Here is a 20,600-nt window from a genome sequence, read left to right as displayed (position 1 = left end):
GGTCTCGATACGCCCTTCGGGCTACTCGACCAGCATGGAAAGGGGAGGTGGCCGCTCGTCCGGCAGGGATGCGCGCTCGCGACGGGAGCTGCGATCCTGCGCGCGAGACCGCGATAGTGAGCGATTCCGTGCGTCTCCTGGCGGAAATCGCAGGATCTGCGCGTGCGAGACTGGCTGCGAGCGTGCTCCACCCGCCCCGCGGGGACGGAGCCACTGGACCCGGTCCGCTCATCCGCATCCTTTCGCAGGAGGACTCGAATGACCGATACCGCCGTGCTCGCCACCGCCCCGACCCGCACCCCCGTCGCACGTACCCCCGTCGCCAAGGCGATCCTGATGTGCCGCCCCGAGCACTTCACCGTCGTCTACCGGATCAACCCCTGGATGGACCCGCAGGTCCCCACCGACACCGCCCTCGCCGTGCGCCAGTGGCAGACGCTGTACGACACCTACGTCGAGCTCGGCTTCGACGTGCAGCTGATCGAGCCCGAGGCCGGCCTGCCCGACATGGTCTACGCCGCGAACGGCGGGTTCGTGATCGACGGCATCGCCTACGGCGCCTCCTTCACCTACCCCGAGCGCCAGCCCGAGGGCCCCGCGTACATGGACTGGTTCCGCGGCGCCGGCTTCGACGTGCGCGTGCCCGAGGAGGTCAACGAGGGCGAGGGCGACTTCCTCCTCGTCGGCGAGCGGATCCTCGCCGGCACCGGCTTCCGCTCCGCCTCCGACTCGCACGCCGAGGTCGCCCGGATCTTCGGCCGCGAGGTCGTCACCCTCGAGCTGGTGAACCCGTCGTTCTACCACCTCGACACCGCGATCGCCGTGCTCGACGACACGAACATCGCCTACCTGCCGAGCGCGTTCAGCGAGGAGGGCAACCGCGTCCTCCGCGAGCTCTACCCCGACGCGATCCTCGTCTCGGAGGAGGACGCGTCCGTGCTCGGGCTCAACTCCTTCTCCGACGGCCTCAACGTCGTCATCGCCTCGCGCGCGGCCGGCTTCGAGCGCCAGCTGCGCGAGCGCGGCTACCACCCAATCGGCGTCGACCTGTCCGAGCTGCTGCTCGGCGGCGGCGGCGTGAAGTGCTGCACCCTCGAGCTGCGGCGCTGAGCCGCTCCTTTTCTCCCTCACCCACTCCGCAGAAGTCGTCGTACTCGGCACTCGAGTACGACAACTTCTGAGGAGTCGATCGTCCTCAGGAGGCACGACATGAGCATCACCGAGACCGACCGTTCCGCCGAGCTGATCGCCGCGGAGGAGGCGCACGCCGCGCACAACTACCACCCGCTGCCCGTCGTCGCCGCGACCGGCGAGGGCGCGTGGATCACCGACGTGGAGGGGCGCCGCTACCTCGACTGCCTCGCCGCGTACTCCGCCGTCAACTTCGGCCATTCGCACCCGGTGCTGCTGGACGCCGCACGCGCGCAGCTCTCCCGGGTCACCCTCACCAGCCGCGCCTTCCACAACGACAAGCTCGGCCCGTTCGTGACGGCGCTCGCCGCGCTCGCCGGCAAGGACATGGTCCTCCCGATGAACACGGGCGCGGAGGCCGTCGAGTCCGGCATCAAGGTCGCCCGCGCCTGGGGCTACCGGGTGAAGGGCGTCGCGCCCGGCCGCGCGAACATCATCGTCGCGGCCGGCAACTTCCACGGCCGCACCACGACGATCATCTCGTTCAGCGACGACGCGGAGGCGCGCGACGGCTTCGCCCCGTTCACGCCCGGCTTCCGGACGGTGCCGTTCGGCGACGCGGCGGCCCTCGAGGCCGCGATCGACGAGGACACCGTCGCCGTGCTGATCGAGCCGATCCAGGGCGAGGCGGGCATCGTCGTCCCGCCGGCCGACTACCTCCCCGCCGTCCGCGAGATCACCGCGCGGCACAACGTCCTCTTCATCGCCGACGAGATCCAGTCCGGCCTCGGCCGCACCGGCGCGACCTTCGCCTGCGACCTCGTCGACGTCGTCCCGGACGTCTACCTGCTGGGCAAGGCGCTCGGCGGCGGCATCGTGCCGGTGTCGGCCGTCGTCGCGAACGCCGACGTGCTCGGCGTGCTCCAGCCCGGCCAGCACGGCTCGACCTTCGGCGGCAACCCGCTCGCCGCCGCCGTCGGCCTCGCGGTCGTCGAGCTGCTCGCCACCGGGGAGTACCAGGCGCTGGCCCGCGAGCGCGGCGCCCAGCTGCACGCCCGCCTCACCGCCCTGATCGGGCGCGGCGTGGTCGCCGTCCGCGGCGCCGGACTCTGGGCCGGCATCGACATCGACCCCGCCCTCGCCTCCGGCCGCGCCGTCTGCGAGGCCCTGATGGCCCGCGGCGTCCTCGCCAAGGACACCCACGGCTCGACGATCCGCCTCGCCCCGCCCCTCGTCGTTACCGCCGGCGAGATCGACTCCGCCGTCGACGAGCTGGAGGCCGTGCTCGACTCCCTGCGCTGACCCCCCGCCTCCCTCCCGCGAGATGCCACTTGTGCACGCTTTCCACGGCGTGTCGCGTACACAAGTGGCATCTCGCGGAAGGCGCTGAGCCCCCTCGACCGGCGACGGCGAGGGGGCTCCGTCGTGCCCGGGCTCAGCGCGGATCCGGCGCTGTGCGGGCAACTCGCGGCGGATGCTGTCATGCTGGACGCGGCCGCCGCGGTCTCGGCAGCGATCCGCACACTCCGGGTCCACCTCCTCACCGCGACCCGCGCCCCCACCCGCACCGCTCCCGGTGCCGCACGATGCGGCGCGGAGCACGACCCGGGTGGCTGCGGACGAGGCCGTGCAGAGCACCGGAACCACCCGGCGGCTGCGACCACACAGACCACCTGCGCCGAGGCGCTCCGCACGAAGCGGGGGCCGCGCGCACCAGCACGACGCCACGTCCCCCACCAGAAAGCACCCATGCGAAACGCCAGAACCGCCAAGCCCGCGCGCCACCACCTCGAGCTCCCCGCCCCCAAGCCGCTGGAGAAGGGCGGCATGCGCATCACCCCGCTCGGCGGCCTGGGCGAGATCGGTCGCAACATGACCGTCTTCGAGCACAAGGGCAAGCTGCTCATCGTCGACTGCGGCGTGCTCTTCCCCGAGGAGAACCAGCCCGGCATCGACGTGATCCTCCCCGACTTCGCCGCGATCCGCTCGCGCCTGAAGGACATCGAGGCGATCGTGCTCACCCACGGCCACGAGGACCACATCGGCGGCGTGCCGTACCTCCTCAAGGAGCGCGGCGACATCCCGATCATCGCGTCGACCTTCACCCTCGCGCTGATCACCGCGAAGCTCACCGAGCACCGCATCACCCCGCGCACCCGCCCGGTGAAGGAGGGCGACCGGATCGACGCCGGCGTCTTCGACCTCGAGTTCCTCGCGGTCAACCACTCCATCCCCGACGGCCTCGCGGTCGCCATCCGCACCGAGGCCGGCCTCGTGCTGCACACGGGCGACTTCAAGATGGACCAGTTCCCGCTCGACGGGCGCACCACCGACCTCCCCGGCTTCGCGCGCCTCGGCGACGAGGGCGTCGACCTCTTCCTGGTCGACTCCACCAACGCCGACGTCCCCGGCTTCGCGATCTCCGAGGGCGACCTCGCCCCCGCGATCGACCAGGTCTTCCGCACCGCCCCGCGCCGCATCGTCGTCTCGAGCTTCGCCAGCCACGTGCACCGCATCCAGCAGGTGCTCGACGCCGCGCAGAAGCACGGCCGCAAGGTCGCCTTCGTCGGCCGCTCGATGGTCCGCAACATGGGCATCGCCGCCGAGCTCGGCTACCTCAAGATCCCGGCCGGCCTCGTCGTCGACATGAAGGTGCTCGAGAAGCTGCCCGCGACCCAGATCGTGATGATCTGCACCGGCTCGCAGGGCGAGCCGATGGCGGCGCTCTCGCGCATGGCCAACAAGGACCACATCATCGACATCGGCCCCGGCGACACCGTGCTGCTCGCCAGCTCGCTGATCCCCGGCAACGAGAACGCGATCTACCGGATCATCAACGCCTTCACCCGCTGGGGCGCGACGGTCGTGCACAAGGGCAACGCCAAGGTGCACGTCTCGGGCCACGCCAGCGCGGGCGAGCTCGCCTACTGCTACAACATCCTCCGCCCGACCGCGGTCCTGCCCGTGCACGGCGAGTGGCGCCACCTCACGGCGAACGCCGCGATCGCGACGCGCACCGGCATCGACGAGAAGAACGTCTTCGTCGTCGAGGACGGCGTCTCGATCGACCTCGTCAAGGGGCGCTCGCGGATGAGCGGCCGCATCCCGGCCGACCTCGTCTTCGTCGACGGCACCACGATCGGCGTCGCGACCGAGGACGCGATGATCGACCGCCGCGTCCTCGCCGAGGAGGGCACCATCACGGTGCTCGCCATCGTCGACCTGGACCGCGGCACGCTCGGCGAGCCGGTCGAGTTCTTCACCCGCGGCTTTGTGGAGGAGCCGAGCTGGAAGGAGAACGCCAGCAAGGCGATCGACGACGCGGTGCTCCAGGCCGCCGGCCAGCCGACCGACCGCGACGCGATCGAGAAGCTGATCACGCGCACCCTCGGCCGCTGGCTGACCCGCCGTCACCGTCGCAACCCGGTCATCACGACGATCGTCGTCGAGGAGTAAACCTCCGCCCCCGTGCACAACTAAGGCTGGATGGCCGCGATCGCCTCGTTTTCGGGCTGATCCGGGCATCCAGCCTTATTCGTGCACGCCTCGCGGCGGTGACCCGCGTCCCTCGGGCCGCCCGCCCGCGAACTGCCCGTTAGGGAACCGTATGGATCCGGGCGTTCTCGGCTCCGGAGCCGCCTCCGCCGAGTAGACACGTCCAGTGACCTCCTCTCTCGTCCGCGGCGACGCCGACGCCCTCGAACCCTCGCCCCTCTCCTCAGCGCCCTCCTCCGGGCGCCGCGGCGGAGTGAAGGCGTGGCTGCTCGAGGGGCTGCGGAGCGACTCCGGCGCGCACCCCGGGCCGCACTCCACCACCGAGAAGACGCACTCCTGGTGGCGCGTGATGTGCCTGACCGGCGTCGACTACTTCTCCACCCTCGGCTACCAGCCCGCGATCGCGGCGCTCGCGGCCGGCCTGGTCTCGCCGCTGGCGACCATCGTCCTGGTGCTGCTCACCCTCTTCGGCGCGCTGCCGGTCTACCGCCGGGTCGCCCGGGAGAGCTTCCGCGGCGAGGGCTCGATCGCGATGCTGGAGCGGCTGCTGCCCTGGTGGGGCGGCAAGCTCTTCGTGCTGGTGCTGCTCGGCTTCGCGGCGACGGACTTCATGATCACGATCACCCTGTCGGCGGCCGACGCCACCGCGCACGCGGTCGAGAACCCGTTCGCGCCGGCCTGGTTCCACGGCGCGGAGGTGCCGCTGACGCTGGGGCTGGTCGCGCTGCTCGGGATCGTCTTCCTCCGCGGCTTCAAGGAGGCGATCTCGATCGCGGTCGTGCTGGTCGCCGTGTTCCTCGCGCTGAACGCGGTCGTCATCGTCGTCGCGATCGCGCACGTCGCCGAGAACCCGGTGGTGATCGGGAACTGGTGGTCGGCGCTGACGACGCAGCACGGCAATCCGCTGATCATGGTCGGCATCGCGCTGATCGTGTTCCCGAAGCTGGCGCTCGGGCTGTCCGGCTTCGAGACCGGCGTGGCGGTGATGCCGCAGATCCGCGGCGACGCGAGTGACACCGACGCGGCCCCGGTCGGCCGGATCCGCGGGGCGAAGCGGCTGCTGATCACCGCCGCCGTGACGATGTCGGCGTTCCTGATCACCTCGAGCTTCGTGACGACGCTGCTGATCCCGCAGGCCGAGTTCCAGCCGGGCGGGCAGGCCAACGGCCGCGCCCTCGCCTACCTCGCGCACGAGTACCTCGGTGACGCCTTCGGCACCGCCTACGACGTCAGCACGATCTGCATCCTCTGGTTCGCGGGCGCCTCGGCGATGGCCGGGCTGCTCAACATCGTGCCGCGCTACCTCCCGCGCTACGGGATGGCGCCGCAGTGGGCCGCGGCGGTGCGCCCGCTGGTGCTGGTCTTCACGGCCGTCGCGTTCCTGATCACGATTCTCTTCCGGGCCGACGTCGACGCCCAGGGCGGCGCGTACGCGACCGGGGTGCTGGTGCTGATCACGTCCGCCTCCGTCGCCGTGTTCCTGTCGGCCAAGCGGAAGAAGCAGCGCAAGCGGGCCGTCGGCTTTGCGGTGATCGCGCTCGTCTTCGTCTACACGACGGTCGTGAACGTGGTCGAGCGGCCGGACGGCGTGCGGATCGCGAGCCTGTTCATCCTCGGGATCCTCGTGGTGTCGCTGATCTCACGGGTGCAGCGCTCGTTCCAGCTCCGGGCGACCTCGGTGACCTTCGACGCGCAGGCGCTCGACTTCCTCAGCACCGACGCCGACGACTACGGCGTGATCCGCATCCTCGCGAACGAGCCCGACGACGGCTCCGAGCGCGAGTACCGCGACAAGCTGGCCGAGGAGCAGCGCGACAGCAACCTGCCGATGCGCGGCCCGGTCCTCTTCCTCGAGGTGCACGCCACCGACTCGTCCGACTTCGAGGAGGACCTCGTGGTGCAGGGGCGCGTCTGCCACGGCTTCCGCGTGCTCACGGTGACGAGCGGCAACATCCCGAACACCATCGCGACAGTGCTCCTCGAGATCCGCGCCCTGACCGGCGTCGTCCCGGACGTCTACTTCGAGTGGACCGAGGGCGGCCCGCTCTCCAACATGTTCCGCTTCCTGATCACCGGCACCGGCGAGGTCGCCCCCGTCACCCGCGAGGTCCTCCGCCGCGCCGAGCCCCGCCGCGAGCGCCGCCCGGGCGTCCACGTCGGCTGACCCGCGCGCCCGCTCCCGCCCCGCCGCGAGATGCCACTTGTGCACGCCTTCCACGGCGTGTCGCGTGCACAAGTGGCATCTCGCGGGAGGGAGGGGACTGAGCGCACCCGACGTTCGGCGACGGGGAGTCGACGGGGAGCGTGGAGGGGTGGGTAGCCTCCCGCGATGATCGTCTTCCGTTCGCCCGGCGTCGCGACGGACGAAGCGCGACCGACGGCCTCCGTCTACGTCGACGGGTTCAACCTCTACCGGAGGGTCCTGGAGTCTGAGCCGACGCTCAAGTGGCTCGATCTCGCACGCCTGTGCGATCTCCTTCTGCCGACCTTCGACGTGGTCCGGGTCCGGTACTTCACCGCCATGATCCGGGCGACGCTCGGGACCGATCCGCAGGCGCCGGCTCGACAGCAGGCATACGTGCGCGCTCTGCGGACCTCTCCGCGGATCACCGTCCACGAAGGGATGTTCCGCATAGATCGTCGGACCATGCCCGTGCATCCTGCGCGGCTCGACGACGGCGGCCGGCTCGTGACGGTCGGAGTGCGCAGGACGGAGGAGAAGGGGTCCGACGTCAACCTGGCCGCCCACATGCTCGTCGACGCCTTCCGGGGCGAGGCGGAGACGTTCTTCCTACTGTCGAACGACTCGGACTTCACCGAGGCCTTCCGGATGGTGCGCGACGAGGCGGGCAAGGAGATCGGCCTGATCTCGCCGACCGACAGACCGTCGGCCTCGCTGCTCGCGGTGGCGCCCGCGCACATCCGCAAGATCCGCCGCGGTGTGCTCGAGCGGAGCCGGTTTCCGGATGTGCTCCACGACGACCGCGGCGTCCTCCGTCGCCCCGCTGCGTGGGGCGGAAAGAGCTGAGGCCCCTTCCGGAGAAGGGGCCCCGCGCCCGGTAGCCGAAGCGTCCGGGGGTGTCCCCTCAGCGTACGCGCCTCGCCTCCCTCGCCGCCGCGAGATGCCACTTGTGCACGCCTTCCACGGCGTGTCGCGTGCACAAGTGGCATCTCGCGGGAGGGAGGGGCGGGTCAGTCGCGGACCGTGGAGAGGGGCTCGGTGATGCTCTCGAGGCTGCGGCGCTCGGCGTCGACGCCGAAGATCAGGGCGACGACGCCGCCGACGATCATGACGGCCGCGCCGACGAAGTAGCCGACGGTGAGCGGGCCGCGGTCGCTGCCGTCGCCGATCAGCACGCCGTAGAGGGTGGGCGCGACGGCGCCGGCGATCTGGCCGAGGGTGAAGAAGTACGAGATCGCCTGGCTGCGCAGCTCCAGCGGGAAGATCTCGCTGACCGTGAGGTAGGCGCTCGAGGCGCCGGCGGAGGCGAAGAAGAACGAGACGCACCAGAGGATCGTCTGGGTCGTCGCGGTCAGCACGTCCATGCTGAACAGCAGCGCCGAGAGCGCGAGCACCGCCCCGGAGACGCCGTAGGTGAGGAAGATCATCTTCCGCCGGCCCCAGACGTCGAAGAGGTGGCCGAGCACCAGCGGACCGACGAGGTTGCCGATCGCGAACGGGAAGAAGAAGTACGAGACGGCGTTCTGCTCCACCCCGTAGAAGTTCTCCAGCACCAGCGCGTAGGTGAAGAAGATCGCGTTGTAGAGGAACGACTGGGTGATCATCATGGTCGCGCCGACCAGGGTCCGCTTCGGGTACTGCTTGATCAGCACCCGCGCGATGGTGCGGAACGGGATGCTCTCGGTCGCCTTCACCGTGATCGCCTGCGAGTCGTCGACCGGCTCGAGGACACCGCCCTCCGACTCGACGCGGCGCTCGATCTCGTCGACGGTGCGCTCCGCCTCCTCCTCGCGGCCGTGGGTCATCAGCCAGCGCGGGCTCTCGGGGATGTGCCGGCGGAGGTAGATGATCGCGAGCCCGAGGATCGGCCCGAGGAAGAAGCCGAGGCGCCAGCCGACGTTCTCGGCGAAGAGCTGGTCGTTGAGGAAGAAGAGGTTCGCCGCGGAGCCGAGCGCCGCTCCGCCCCAGTACGTGCCGTTGATCGCGATGTCGACGCGGCCGCGGTACTTCGACGGGATCAGCTCGTCGATGGCGGAGTTGATCGCCGCGTACTCGCCGCCGATGCCCATCCCCGCGAAGAAGCGGAAGACGGCGAGGAAGAGGTAGTTCGGCGCGAGCCCGGCCAGACCGCTCGCGACCAGGTAGATCACCAGCGTCAGGATGAAGAGCTTGCGCCTCCCGAGCCGGTCGCTCAGCCGCCCGAAGATCAGCGCGCCGACGATCTGGCCGACCAGGTAGACCGTGCCGAGCACGCCGACCTGCGCGGCCGAGAGGTCGAACTCCTTCGCGAAGCCGGCGCTCGCGACGATCTGGATCTCGAGGCCGTCCAGCACCCAGGAGAAGCCGAGGCCGACGACGATCGACCAGTGGAACCGCGTCCACGGCAGCCGGTCGATGCGGGCGGGGACGAGGCTCCGGACGGGGCCGCGCTCTTCGGTGTCGGTGGACATGGCTCGCGCCTTCCTGTCGCCCCGGCTGCGCTGCTGATGCGCGCGGTCCCGGACGCGGCGAGACGACGATAGACCCGAGCATCGCCGGGCTATGCACCCCTTGCCACGGCGCGCCTGCCGGGTGTATCCGGCGACGTGCGCGTCTGCCCCCTTCCGCGAGATGCCACTTGTGCACGCCTTCCACGGCGTGTCGCGTGCACAAGTGGCATCTCCCGCGGACGGGGAGGGGCGGGGCGCCGAGGGGGTGGGTAGCGTGGGGGGATGATCGATGCGACACCCGCCGGAACGCCCGCCTACGTCCTGAGCGAGGGGCCCGTCTGGGACGGGGAGACCGGCCGGCTGACCTGGGTGGACATCGAGGCGGGCGCAGTGCTGTCGGCGCCGCTCACCGCGGACGGGCTCGGGGCGATCACCCGCACGGACGTCGGCGAGCAGGTCGGCTGCGCGCTGCCGCTCGGCGACGGCCGGGTGCTCGTCGCGCTCACCCGCCGCCTGGCGATCCTGGAGGTCGACGGCTCGCTGACCCGCGGCTCCGAGCTGCTGCCCGAGGGGCACCGCTTCAACGACGGCTCCATCGACCCGCAGGGCCGGCTGGTCGTCGGCTCGCTGACGCTGGGCGAGTCCGTCGGTGACGACGTGCTGCTGCGCCTCGAGCACGACGGAGCGGTCACCGTCCTCGACCACGACCTGCGGCTCTCGAACGGCCTCGGCTGGTCGCCCGACGGCTCGGTGATGTACTCGGTCGACACGGAGTCGGGCGTCGTCTACCGCCGCCCGTACCTCGACGGGGTGAACGGCCCGCGCGAGACCTTCCTCGAGCCGGAGGAGGGCGTCTTCCTCGACGGCATGACCGTCGACTCCGAGGGCCGGCTGTGGTGCTCGGTCTGGGGCGGGAGCGGCGTGCGCGTCTACGACTCCGAGGGCCGCCGACTGGAGGGCGAGGGCATCGCGATCGACGCGCCGCACTCCTCCAGCATCGCCTTCGCGGGGGAGGCGCTCGACGTCGCCGTCGTGTCGTCGGCCTCGCGCGACCTGTCGGCGGACGAGCGGGCGCGGTACCCGCTCGCGGGCGGGCTGTGGCTCGCGCGGCCGGGCGCGACCGGGCTGCCGGCGCCGCGCTGGGTCGAGGCGCCGCTGCCCTGACGGGGCCGGGGGTCGCTTCGGGGCGGGGCAGCGACGGACCGGGGCCGGACTTCCGGACCCGCGGTCAGTCGGCGTCGACCGGCCCGGCCGGCTCCGACGCGGGCTGCGGCGTCAGGGTGACCCGCGAGATCCGGTAGCGGTCGGTCTCGGCGACCCGGAGGACGTGGTCGCCGACGACGAGGGTGTCGCCCACGACGGCGACCCGGCCGATCCGGTCGAGCACGTAGCCGCCGACCGTCTCGTAAGGCCCCTCGGGCAGCTCGATGCCGAGCAGCTCCTCCAGGTCCTCGAGGATCATGCCGCCGTCGAGGTCCTGCAGCTGCTCGGCGGCCTTCGCGTCGACGTCCTGGCGCGCGCCGTCGTACTCGTCGTAGATCTCGCCGACGAGCTCCTCGAGCAGGTCCTCGAGGGTGATGATGCCGTCGGTTCCGCCGTACTCGTCGATGACGACCGCGATCTGGTGGCCGTCCTGCCGCATGGTGCGCAGGGCCGCGAGCACCTTCGTCGTGCCGGGGACCGCCAGGATCGGGCGGGTGATGTCGGCGACGCTGCTCGCGGTGCCGTCGCGGCCCGCCTCCGGGAACGCGGCCATCAGGTCGCGCACGTGCACGAAGCCGAGGACGTCGTCGCGGTTCTCGCCGACCACCGGGTAGCGCGAGTGCGGCCGGCCGAGCACCTCCGCGTAGCCCTCGGCGACGGGCAGATCGCCGCGGAGGAAGTCGACGTCCGGCCGCGGGCGCATCACCTCGGCCACCCGCCGGTCGTCCGCGCGGAAGACGTCGGCGAGAAGCTGCCGGCTGTCCTCGGCGATCTCGGTGTTGCTCGAGATCATGTCGCGCACCTCGTCCGCCGAGACGCTCTCGCCCTTCTCGCGCGGGTCGGCGCCCAGCAGCCGGACGACGGCGTCGGTGGAGACCGACAGCAGCCAGATGATCGGTCGCATCAGGCGGGCGAGCGTGTTGAGCGGCGGGGCGAGCACCTTGGTGAAGGCGACCGACTTCTGCATGGCGAGGCGCTTGGGAACCAGCTCGCCGAGGACGAGCGAGAGGTAGGCGATGACGAGGGTCATCAGGATCAGCGCGACGGTCGCGGCTGCGCCGTTCGAGAGCCCGAGCGACTCGAGGGGCGGCACGAGGTCCGGCGCGATCGTCGAGGCACCGTACGCGGAGGAGAAGAAGCCGGCGAGCGTCACGCCGATCTGCACGGCCGAGAGGAAGGTGTTCGGGTTCCGCACCAGCTCGGCGATGCGCCGGCCGCGCTCGCTGCCCGCCTCGATCGCGCGCACCTGGCTCTCGCGGAGGCTGACGATCGCCATCTCGGTGCCCGCGAACACCCCGCCGATGAGCACGAACAGCACGACGAGGCCGATGTTGAGGAGGGTGTCCAGATCCACGGTGCTCAGAGTACGGACGTCCGCTCGGAGAACGCCTCGCGCCCTCTCAGGCGGCGGCGCGCCCCCGCCCACCCTCACTCCTCAGAAGTTGCGGTAGTCGCGCCCGACTACCGCAACTTCTGGGAAGTGGGCGGGCGGGCGTCGGGCGGGGTGCGTCCGCCGTCCAGAAGTTGTCGTACTGGCGTGCCGACTACGACAAGTTCTGGAGGGAGGCGGCGCGGTCAGGCGTCGGCCGGGCGGACGCCGATCGTCAGGATCAGGTTCGCGTAGATGCGGCGGTCGCCGCTGGCGATGGTGAGGGCGACGTCGTCGGTGCGGGCCTCGGCGTAGAAGGCGTGGCGCTCGACGGAGGTGAAGGGGACGCCGTCGAGGGTGGCGCGGAAGGCGTCCTGCGCGGGCACGTCGAGGCCCGGCGCGGGCGTCATCACGGTCGCCTCCTCGACGACGATCGCGGTCAGCAGGGCCTCGAGGATCTCGTCGACGGTGAGCGTGTCCGGGCGCAGGTTGAGGTGCACGAGCGCGGAGTTCTTCCCGAGCGTGGTGCCGACGGGGTAGTTGCCGTCGGCGATCAGGATCCGGGAGCCGTGGCCGGCGCGGGCGAGCGCGTGCAGGATCTCGGGGTGCAGGAGGGTCGTGGTCAGCATGGTGCTCCTCGGTGAGGGGGGTGGATGTCAGTGGTGGACGTGGGCGACGGAGGCGCCGGCGATCAGCCGGCCGGGAAGGGTGCGCGTCTCGAACGGCTCGGGGCTGCCGTCGAGCCGGCGCTCGATCAGCGCGGCGGCCTCGGCGGCGATGGCGTCGGTCGGCTGCTCGACGATGGTCAGCCGCGGTCGGACGACCCGTGCGAGCTCGACGGTGTCGAAGCCGACGATCGAGAGGTCGGCGGGCAGGCGCAGGCCGGAGTCGCCGAGCGCGGTCAGCGCGCCGACGGTCAGCTCGCGGTTGCTCGCGAAGACGGCGGTCGGCCGGTCGCGGCGGGCGAGGATCCGCTCCATCGAGGCGATGCCGCTCTCGACGCTCAGCGGGCCGAGCTCGACCTCGGCCGGCCCGAGGCCGCGGGAGGCGAGCTCGTCGAGGACGCCCGCGGTGCGCTCCCGGGTGGTCGACACGTCCGGATCGCCGCCGAGCACCGCGATCGCGCGGTGGCCGTGGTCGGCGAGGTGCCGGGCGGCGGAGGCGCCGGCCGCGCGGTTGTCGAGCACCACGCGGTCGGTCTCGAGCTCGTCGTCGACCCAGTCCACCGTCACCACGGGAGTGCCCTGCTCGGAGGCGCTGCGAAGCGCGTCGACGTCGCCCCGGGTCGGGACGGCGACGATCCCGTCCACCATCTTCTCGAGCAGCAGCCCGACGGCGGCGCCCGGCTCGGGCAGGCTGACGCCGATCAGCACGCCGATGCCGTCGCCGCGCAGGGCCCGCTCGAGCCCGGCGATGATCGACAGGTGGAACTCGTTGTCGAGCGCCGGCAGCAGCACGCCCACCGTGCGGGAGCGCCGCGAGCGCAGCCCGCGCGCGAAGCCGTTGACGCGGAAGTCGAGCCGCTCGGCCGCCGCCTCGATCGCGACGGCGTTCTCGGGGCGCACCGGCAGGCCGTTGTAGTGCTTCGAGATCGTCGAGAGCGACAGCCCGGTCAGCCGCTGCAGGTCCTTGTACGTCGCCATCTCAGAGCGCGGGGGAGCCGTAGCCGTCCCAGCCGGGGATCGTGCCGTCGGCGTCCCAGAGGTCGAGCCAGTCGGTGCTGCCCGGCCAGAGGAAGACCTGACCCTTGATCAGCCGGTTGTTGCGCTCGGCGCCGCGCAGCGACTCCTGCTCGGCGGCGGTGAGGGCGAGGGACGCGGCGGCGAGATTGGCCTCGATCTGCTCGGGCTTCACCGCGAACGGGATCGGGATCTGGCCGCGGTTGACGGCCCAGGCGAGGCAGACGACGACCGGGTGCACGCCGCGCTCGCGGGCGATGGCCTGCACGGCGGGGTGCTCGATGTCGACGAGGTCGCCGTCGACGCGGTCGCGCTCGGGGCGGGACGGCGAGCCGAGCGGCGAGTAGCCGATCGGCTGGATGCCGTGATCGAGGCAGTAGCGGAACAGCTCCGGCTGCTGGAAGCAGGGGTGCAGCTCCATCTCGTTGAGCGCCGGAGCGATGCGGACGTCGGCGAGGATCCGCTCGAGCTTCGCGATCGTGACGTTCGAGGTGCCGAGGTGCCGGACCAGACCGCGGTCGACGAGCGACTCGAGCGCCGCCCAGGTGCGCAGGAACGCGGCGTGCTCGTAGGGGCGCGCCTCCGGGTCGCGGGCGTCGGTCTCGGCGTGCGGCGGGTGGTGGTTGGGGAACGGCCAGTGCACGAAGACGGCGTCGAGCACGTCGAGGCCGAGGTCCTCGAGCGAGCGCTCGACCGAGGCGACCGCGGCGTCCGGCTCGTGCGCGTCGTTCCAGATCTTCGACATCACGAAGAGCTCCTCGCGCGGCACGCCGGAGTCGGCGATCGCGCGGCCGACGCGCGGCTCGTTGCCGTACACCGTGGCGCAGTCGAGCAGGCGGAAGCCGGCCCGGAGCGAGTGCTCGACGGCGAGGCCGACCGTCTCGGCGTCGTAGCGGTCGGAGCCGAAGGTGCCGGCGCCGATCGAGGGGATGCGGCGACCGCTCGCGAGGGTGCGGTGCGCCGGCGGGGCGGCGGTGCGGGGGTCGGCGGCGGTGACGGCGGCGTCCATGCCACTCCTCGGGGTCGTGAGGCGAAACGATTCGCAGTCAGCCTAGGTGCATCCCCACTTGTCGGACCAGGGCCGGGAGGCGAAACGACGCGAATCGTTTCGCCTCCCGGCATCCATGGCCTCGACCGCTACTTGCCGGTCACCGCGTCCTTCACGGCGCCGACGGCCTTCTCGACGATGTTCGGCTTCGGCGAGGTGCCGTAGAAGCGCTCGTCCGGCTGGGTGGGCGGCGGCATCGGCACGCCGTCGTCCGGGCTCGCCGTGCGGTAGCTGAACTCGCCCTTGCCGTCGGGCGTGGGTCCGGACGCCCAGCTGCCCTCGGCGGCCGCGGCGCCGTCCGAGAAGTTGATGTACTCGTACGACACCGAGCGCTCCTCCTTCGAGAGCGGGAAGTTCGAGGGCACCGGCAGGTCCTCCGCGCCCTCCGCGCGCAGCTCGGCGGCGGCGGCGATCCACTGGTTCTGGTGCATCGTGTCGCGGGCCAGGAGGAACGAGAGCAGGTCCCGCACGCCGTGGTCGTCGGTCATGTGGTACAGCCGCGCGACCTGCAGGCGGCCCTGCATCTCGGCGTTCGCGTTGGCGGTGAAGTCGGCCAGCAGGTTGCCGCTCGCCGTGATGTACGAGCCCTGCCAGGGGTTGCCGTTGCTGTCGACGGGGCGGACGCCGGCGCCGGCGACGATCGCGGCCTGGACGTCGGTGCCGCCGATGACCGCGCCGAGAACGGGGTCCTTCTTGATGGCGTCCTCGGACTGCTCGACGGGAGCCTTCTCGAGCAGCTGGGCGATCATGATCGCGATCATCTCGACGTGGCCGAACTCCTCGGCGCCGATGCCGTAGAGCAGGTCGCGGTACTTGCCGGGCTCGTGGGCGTTCCAGGCCTGGAAGCCGTACTGCATGGCGACGGTGATCTCGCCGTACTGGCCGCCGAGCACCTCCTGGAACCGGCGGGCGAAGACGGCGTCGGGCTTGGAGGGGGAGGACGTGAACTGGAGCTCTTGACGGTGGAAGAACATGCGGTCGTACCTTTCCGGGAGCAGTCGGTGCGGACCTCGTCGCCCGCTCTTCGACGGTAGGCAGGGCTCTCCGGCGCTCAGAAGGGGCTTGACCTCTCCTGCCGCTGCTTCCGGATCGGCGCACCCGGCGCTCCCGGATCGGACCAGTCGCGCTCCCGGATCAGACCAGGCGGCGCGACTCCGCCGTCACCACGCGGAACCAGCGGGCGCCGTAGCCGTCGATCCCGAGGGTCACCGAGCCGTCGTCGCCGATCGGCCGCGACTCGCCGCCGAGGGAGTCGACCAGGCGCGAGCCCGGCTCCGAGTCGGGGAGCGTGATCCTCACGGTGCGCGGGCTCGAGGCGAAGCTGTGCACGGCGACGGTCGTGCCGGTCGACGCGGACATCCGGTGCGCGAAGACGCAGGGCTGGTCGGCCGGGAGGTGGGTGTACTCGCCCCAGCCGATCTCGGGGGAGCGGCGGTAGAGCCAGGCGAGGCCCTTGATGTGCGCGAGCAGCGAGCCGGGGTCGCGGAGCTGGGCGGCGGCGTTGACGTGCTCCGGGCCGAAGCCGCCGCCGGGCGGGGCCGCGATCAGGTCGCCGGGCTCGGCGCGCGAGAAGCCGCCGTTCGCCGCGGAGGTCCACTGCATCGGCGTGCGGACGCCGCTGCGGCCGGGGATGTCGGCGTTCTCGCCCATCCCGATCTCCTCGCCGTAGTAGAGGACGGGCGAGCCGGGCAGCGAGAACAGCAGGCTGTAGACCATCCGGATACGGCGCGGGTCGCCGTCGAGCATCGGCGGGAGGCGGCGCACGATGCCGCGGCCGTGGATCCGCTGCGACTCCTCCGGCGCGAACGCGGTGAAGACCTCGTCGCGCTCGTCGTCGGTGAGCTGCGAGAGGGTCAGCTCGTCGTGGTTGCGGACGAAGTTGGCCCACTGGCTGCCGACGGAGATCGGCGGACGGCTCGCGATCGCCTCGACGAGCGGCGTCGCGTCCTCCCGTGCGAGCGCCAGGTAGAGGCGCTGATTGCCGATGAAGTCGAACTGCATCGACAGCTCGTCGGCGTCCTCGCCGCCGAAGAAGGCGAGCTGCTCGTCGCGGGTGGTGTTCACCTCACCGAGGAGCATCGCCTCGCCCGAGCGGCGGCTGATGAAGCGGCGCAGCAGGCGCAGCCACTCGTGCTCGTCGCGGGCGCCCGGCTCGATCAGGTAGGGCACCGCGTCGACGCGGAAGCCGTCGACCCCGAGCTGCAGCCAGAAGCCGACGAGCTTCGCGATCTCGTCGCGCACCGCCGGGTTGTCGGTGTTGAGGTCGGGCTGGTGCCGGTAGAAGTTGTGCAGGTAGTACTGCCCGGCCTCCTCGTCGAAGAACCAGACGCCGTCCTCGACGTCCGGGAAGACGTTCGCCGGCTGGTCGGCCGGCGTCTCGTCGCGCCAGACGTAGTAGTCGCGGTAGGGGCTGTCGGGGGAGGAGCGCGCCGCCTGGAACCACGGGTGCTGGTCGCTGGTGTGGTTGACGACCAGGTCGACGATGACGCGCATCCCGCGGTCGTGCGCAGTGCGGATCACCTCGACGACGTCGCCGTGGTGGCCGTAGCGCTCGTCGACGCCGTAGAAGTCGCTGATGTCGTAGCCGTTGTCCTTGCCGGGCGAGCGGTAAAACGGCGCGAGCCAGAGGCAGCCGACCCCGAGCTCGGCGAGGTAGTCGATCCGGTGCGCGAGACCCTCGAGGTCGCCGACGCCGTCGTCGTCCCAGTCCATGAAGGTCTTGACGTCGAGGTTGTAGTAGACGGCGGCGCGCCACCACAGGTCGCTGGTGTCGGTGACCCTCATGCGGACGCCTCCGCGGTGACGGTCGGGCGGATATGCGCGGGGGCGGTGCCGCCGGCGAGGGCGGCGGGGGCGAGGGGGGTCATGGCGCTCCGGGGTCGGGTCGGGGAGGGTCGCCCTCGACGGTAGGTGCGCGATGGATCTGCGTCTCCTCGTTGATTTCTCAGGGAGAGGGTGGCGGTCCGGTGCGTGGCTCGGGCGCGATCGTCACGATGTCGAACGAGCGAGCGGATCCTGACCGTGGACGAGCTCGGCGCGATGCCCGCTCGGGACGACCGCTCTCGAGGTGTCCAACCCGGACTGCATCGTGATCGACTACCGCGGTCCGTCGACCTTCCCGATCGGAGAGGACGGTTGGAAAGCGATCCGGCCCGGGCCCGAGCAGACGGCTGTGCGGTCGACATCGACGAGAGCGGCGTGGCGAGACCACGAGCAGCCAGGTCGCAGGCTACGCCGCGAACGGCGGGCTCCTCGACCTGACGGAGCACCGGGACGAGCTCGCGCAGGGGCAGACCTGGCTCGACGGCCTCGTCGACCCGGCGACGTTCGACGGGCACCTCTTCGCCGTCCCCGGCTTCGCGGGCGCGCGGGCCGTCGTCTACAGCAAGAAGCTCTGGGCCGAGGCTGGCGTGATGACCCTCCCCACCAGCTACCAGGAGCTCACCGCCGCGCTCGACGAGGTGAAGGCCGCGCACGCCGGCACCCCCGACTTCTCGGCCTTCTACCTCCCGGGGCAGTACTGGTACGCGGGGCTGCAGTTCGTCTGGGACGCGGGTGGCCGGATCGCGATGCAGGACGGCGACACCTGGTGGTCCACGCTCAGCTCGAGGGCCTCGCGGTCCGGTCTCGAGGCGTTCAAGGAGTTCCAGAACGCCTACTCCAGCGCCTCCTCGGCGACGCTGAACACCCTCGACCCCGACCAGAACCAGATCTTCGCCGACGGCAAGACCTCCGCGATCCTGACCACCGGCGTCGCCGGCGTCCTGAAGGCGAACCCGGAGCTGTCGGAGGACGAGCTCGGGACCTTCCCGATGCCGGGCGTCGACGGCGGCACGCAGCCGGTGGTGCTCGGCGGCTCGAACTGGGCGGTCGCCGCCAAATCGCGGAACGCCGACCTCGCCCGGCAGTGGATCGCCGTCGCCACGAGCCCCGAGGTGCAGCGCGACTTCGTCCACGGCGTGGACGGCTGGATCCCGAACAGCCGGGAGGGGATCGAGGCGGCGCAGTCCGATCTGAGCGAGATCGAGCGCGCGTTCTTCACCGCCGCGCTGACCTCGGAGTCCGTGCCGGCCAATCCGAAGTGGGCCGCGATCGAGAGCAACCGGGAGATCGAGTCGCTGTTCTCCTCGATCGCCTCGGGCGCGAAGAGCGTGCAGGAGGCGTCGGAGGAGTTCGACGCCGCCGCCGACGACACGCTCAACGGCCACTAGGCCGGCCGGGCGATCGCGCGATGTCCACCGCCCCGGCCGCCGCCCCGCTCCGCCCGGGGACGGCGGCCCGCCGCGCCCGGCGCCGCTCCTCGCTCGCCCCGCTGCTGCTGCTCTCCCCGGCCGGGCTGGTGCTCGCGGTCGTGACGATCGCCCCGATCGTGTTCCTCGTCCTCACCTCCTTCACCGACTACGACCAGCGCAGCCTGTTCACCGGTGCCTACGACGTCGTCGGGCTCGCGCAGTACGCGGACATCCTCGGCGACCCGGAGTTCTGGCTCGCGCTGGTGCGCACCCTCGTCTTCACGAGCGCTCTCGTCGCGGGCAGCGTGCTGATCGGCGCGGGGATGTCGCACCTGCTGACCCGGCTGCCGGCGGCTCTGCGCCTCCTCACGACCGTGGTGCTGATCCTCGCCTGGGCGATGCCGAACGTCGCCTCCTCGCTGATCTGGCGGTGGCTGTTCCAGCCTCAGTACGGCGTCGTCAACTGGCTGCTCACCCGGACAGGACTGGTCGGCGATCTGACCAGCACGAACTGGGCCGCCGACCCGCGGCTCGCCTGGGTCTGCATCTGGCTCCTCGTCGTCTGGCAGGCCGTGCCCTTCCTCGCCCTCACCCTGCACGCCGCCGAGACGCAGGTGCCGCTCGAGCGCAAGGAGGCCGCGCGACTCGATGGCGCCTCCGAGCTCGCGGTCTACCGGGTCGTCGTGCTCCCCGCCCTCCGGCCGACCCTGCTGCTCGTGACGATGCTCTCCGTGATCTGGGACTTCAACGTCTTCAACCAGATCTGGCTCGTCTCGGCCGGCGGGCCCGACGGCGCCACGTCCACGCTCGGCGTCTTCACCTTCACGACCGCGTTCTCGGGCGGCGCCCGGATCGGCACCGGCTCCGCCATCGCCGTGGCGTCGACGCTGATCCTGCTCGCCCTGAGCGCGGTCTACATCCGGACCCTCGTCCGCTCCGGAGAGGAGCTCTGACCGTGACCGCGACCTCGACTCGGCGCCGGCTGCGGCGCTACCCGTGGATCAGCTCGGCGATCGCGGTGCTGTTCTGCCTGCTCTGGCTCTTCCCCGTCTACTGGATGGTCAACACGGCCTTCAAGCCGCAGTCCGAGATGCTCAGCTCCACCCCGCACTTCCTCCCCGAGTCGCCGACCCTGGACAACTTCGTCCGGGCGCTCACCCAGGGCGACTTCCTGCGCCACCTGCAGAACTCGGTCGTGGTGGTGGGCGCGGCGGTCGTCTTCGCGATGGTGCTCGGGCTGTTCGCGGCGGCGGCGCTGGCGCGGTTCCGCTTCCGAGGCCGGCGGGCGATCCTGGTCCTGCTCCTCGTCGTGCAGATGCTCCCGGCGACGGCGCTGCTCCTGCCGCAGTTCCTGCTCCTGAACGCGGTCGACCTGATCGGGACCTCCGCGGGTCTCGCCCTCGCCTACGTGGCGGGCGTGCTGCCGTTCTCGATCTGGGTGATGCGCGGGTTCTTCCTCGCGCTCCCCGTCGAGCTCGACGAGGCGGCGCGCCTGGACGGCGCCTCGACCTGGCAGCTGCTCACCCGCGTCCTCTTCCCGCTGGTGATGCCCGGAATCGTCTCGAGCAGCGTCTTCGCCTTCATCGCCGGCTGGAACGACTACATCGTCGCCTACACGTTCCTGAAGGATCAGGCCAGCTACACGCTCCCGGTCTGGCTCGCGTCCTTCAGCACCGCGTCGGGCGGGCAGGTGGGGACGGACTACGGCGGGCAGATGGCCGGGGCCGTGCTCTTCTCGCTCCCGGTGGTCGTGTTCTTCCTGATCATCCAGCGTAATCTCGTGTCCGGGATGTCGGCCGGCGCCGTCAAGGGCTGAGCCGGTCACGGGCTGA

At 71.4% G+C, this 20,600-nt stretch carries 16 protein-coding genes; 9 read left to right on the top strand and 7 right to left on the bottom strand.

Features of this window, described 5'->3' with window-relative positions:
• Positions 1-258 precede the first annotated feature (258 nt).
• The 5 genes from ddaH to MT351_RS10495 all read left to right on the top strand — a co-directional run bounded on the left by ddaH (position 259) and on the right by MT351_RS10495 (position 7,654).
• Positions 259-1,110 (top strand): dimethylargininase, encoded by an 852-nt coding sequence (ddaH, locus tag MT351_RS10515; RefSeq protein ID WP_123736539.1) that lies wholly within the window; start codon positions 259-261, stop codon positions 1,108-1,110.
• Between the two features lie 99 nt (positions 1,111-1,209).
• Entirely contained in the window at positions 1,210-2,433 is a 1,224-nt protein-coding gene (gene rocD, locus MT351_RS10510; protein WP_243582140.1) for an ornithine--oxo-acid transaminase, read from the top strand.
• A gap of 525 nt (positions 2,434-2,958) precedes the next feature.
• Positions 2,959-4,587, top strand: coding sequence for a ribonuclease J (locus MT351_RS10505; RefSeq protein WP_207901707.1), 1,629 nt, complete (start codon positions 2,959-2,961; stop codon positions 4,585-4,587).
• 388 nt (positions 4,588-4,975) lie between these two features.
• Positions 4,976-6,790, top strand: a complete 1,815-nt coding sequence (locus MT351_RS10500; protein WP_243582195.1) for an amino acid transporter — start codon at positions 4,976-4,978, stop codon at positions 6,788-6,790.
• Positions 6,791-6,955: 165 nt separating this feature from the next.
• Positions 6,956-7,654 carry an NYN domain-containing protein gene (locus MT351_RS10495; protein WP_132436641.1) on the top strand — a complete coding sequence of 233 codons (699 nt, stop codon included), beginning with the start codon at positions 6,956-6,958 and terminating at the stop codon, positions 7,652-7,654.
• 164 nt (positions 7,655-7,818) lie between these two features.
• Here the strand turns inward: MT351_RS10495 and MT351_RS10490 are convergent, their stop codons facing one another.
• Positions 7,819-9,258 (bottom strand): MFS transporter, encoded by a 1,440-nt coding sequence (locus MT351_RS10490; RefSeq protein ID WP_123448104.1) that lies wholly within the window; start codon positions 9,256-9,258, stop codon positions 7,819-7,821.
• A gap of 261 nt (positions 9,259-9,519) precedes the next feature.
• On the opposite strand from MT351_RS10490, the gene MT351_RS10485 reads away from it, so the two are divergent.
• Positions 9,520-10,401: an SMP-30/gluconolactonase/LRE family protein gene (locus MT351_RS10485; RefSeq protein ID WP_123448105.1), complete on the top strand. Its 882-nt coding sequence runs from the start codon at positions 9,520-9,522 to the stop codon at positions 10,399-10,401.
• 64 nt (positions 10,402-10,465) lie between these two features.
• Here MT351_RS10485 and MT351_RS10480 read toward each other — a convergent pair whose 3' ends face one another.
• The 6 genes from MT351_RS10480 to MT351_RS10455 all read right to left on the bottom strand — a co-directional run bounded on the left by MT351_RS10480 (position 10,466) and on the right by MT351_RS10455 (position 17,320).
• Positions 10,466-11,794 carry a hemolysin family protein gene (locus MT351_RS10480; RefSeq protein ID WP_243582139.1) on the bottom strand — a complete coding sequence of 443 codons (1,329 nt, stop codon included), beginning with the start codon at positions 11,792-11,794 and terminating at the stop codon, positions 10,466-10,468.
• Between the two features lie 221 nt (positions 11,795-12,015).
• Positions 12,016-12,438: an RbsD/FucU family protein gene (locus tag MT351_RS10475; protein WP_243582138.1), complete on the bottom strand. Its 423-nt coding sequence runs from the start codon at positions 12,436-12,438 to the stop codon at positions 12,016-12,018.
• Positions 12,439-12,465: 27 nt separating this feature from the next.
• Positions 12,466-13,452, bottom strand: coding sequence for a LacI family DNA-binding transcriptional regulator (locus MT351_RS10470; protein ID WP_123736532.1), 987 nt, complete (start codon positions 13,450-13,452; stop codon positions 12,466-12,468).
• A gap of 1 nt (position 13,453) precedes the next feature.
• Positions 13,454-14,497, bottom strand: coding sequence for an aldo/keto reductase (locus tag MT351_RS10465; RefSeq protein ID WP_123736531.1), 1,044 nt, complete (start codon positions 14,495-14,497; stop codon positions 13,454-13,456).
• Between the two features lie 128 nt (positions 14,498-14,625).
• Positions 14,626-15,510 (bottom strand): manganese catalase family protein, encoded by an 885-nt coding sequence (locus MT351_RS10460; RefSeq protein WP_243582137.1) that lies wholly within the window; start codon positions 15,508-15,510, stop codon positions 14,626-14,628.
• A 160-nt stretch (positions 15,511-15,670) separates the two neighbouring features.
• Positions 15,671-17,320, bottom strand: coding sequence for an alpha-amylase family protein (locus MT351_RS10455; RefSeq protein ID WP_243582136.1), 1,650 nt, complete (start codon positions 17,318-17,320; stop codon positions 15,671-15,673).
• 386 nt (positions 17,321-17,706) lie between these two features.
• On the opposite strand from MT351_RS10455, the gene MT351_RS10450 reads away from it, so the two are divergent.
• From MT351_RS10450 to MT351_RS10440, 3 genes are read left to right on the top strand one after another with little or no spacing between them, the layout of a single operon-like run.
• Entirely contained in the window at positions 17,707-18,747 is a 1,041-nt protein-coding gene (locus tag MT351_RS10450; RefSeq protein WP_279398255.1) for an extracellular solute-binding protein, read from the top strand.
• 20 nt (positions 18,748-18,767) lie between these two features.
• Positions 18,768-19,721 carry a carbohydrate ABC transporter permease gene (locus MT351_RS10445; RefSeq protein ID WP_243582135.1) on the top strand — a complete coding sequence of 318 codons (954 nt, stop codon included), beginning with the start codon at positions 18,768-18,770 and terminating at the stop codon, positions 19,719-19,721.
• Between the two features lie 2 nt (positions 19,722-19,723).
• Positions 19,724-20,584, top strand: a complete 861-nt coding sequence (locus MT351_RS10440) for a carbohydrate ABC transporter permease (RefSeq protein ID WP_243582134.1) — start codon at positions 19,724-19,726, stop codon at positions 20,582-20,584.
• The last annotated feature ends 16 nt before the right edge of the window (positions 20,585-20,600 follow it).

Origin of the sequence: Rathayibacter sp. VKM Ac-2926 (assembly GCF_022815565.1) — a bacterium.
GTDB lineage: Bacteria > Actinomycetota > Actinomycetes > Actinomycetales > Microbacteriaceae > Rathayibacter > Rathayibacter festucae.
This window is presented reverse-complemented; position numbering and strand designations above follow the sequence as displayed.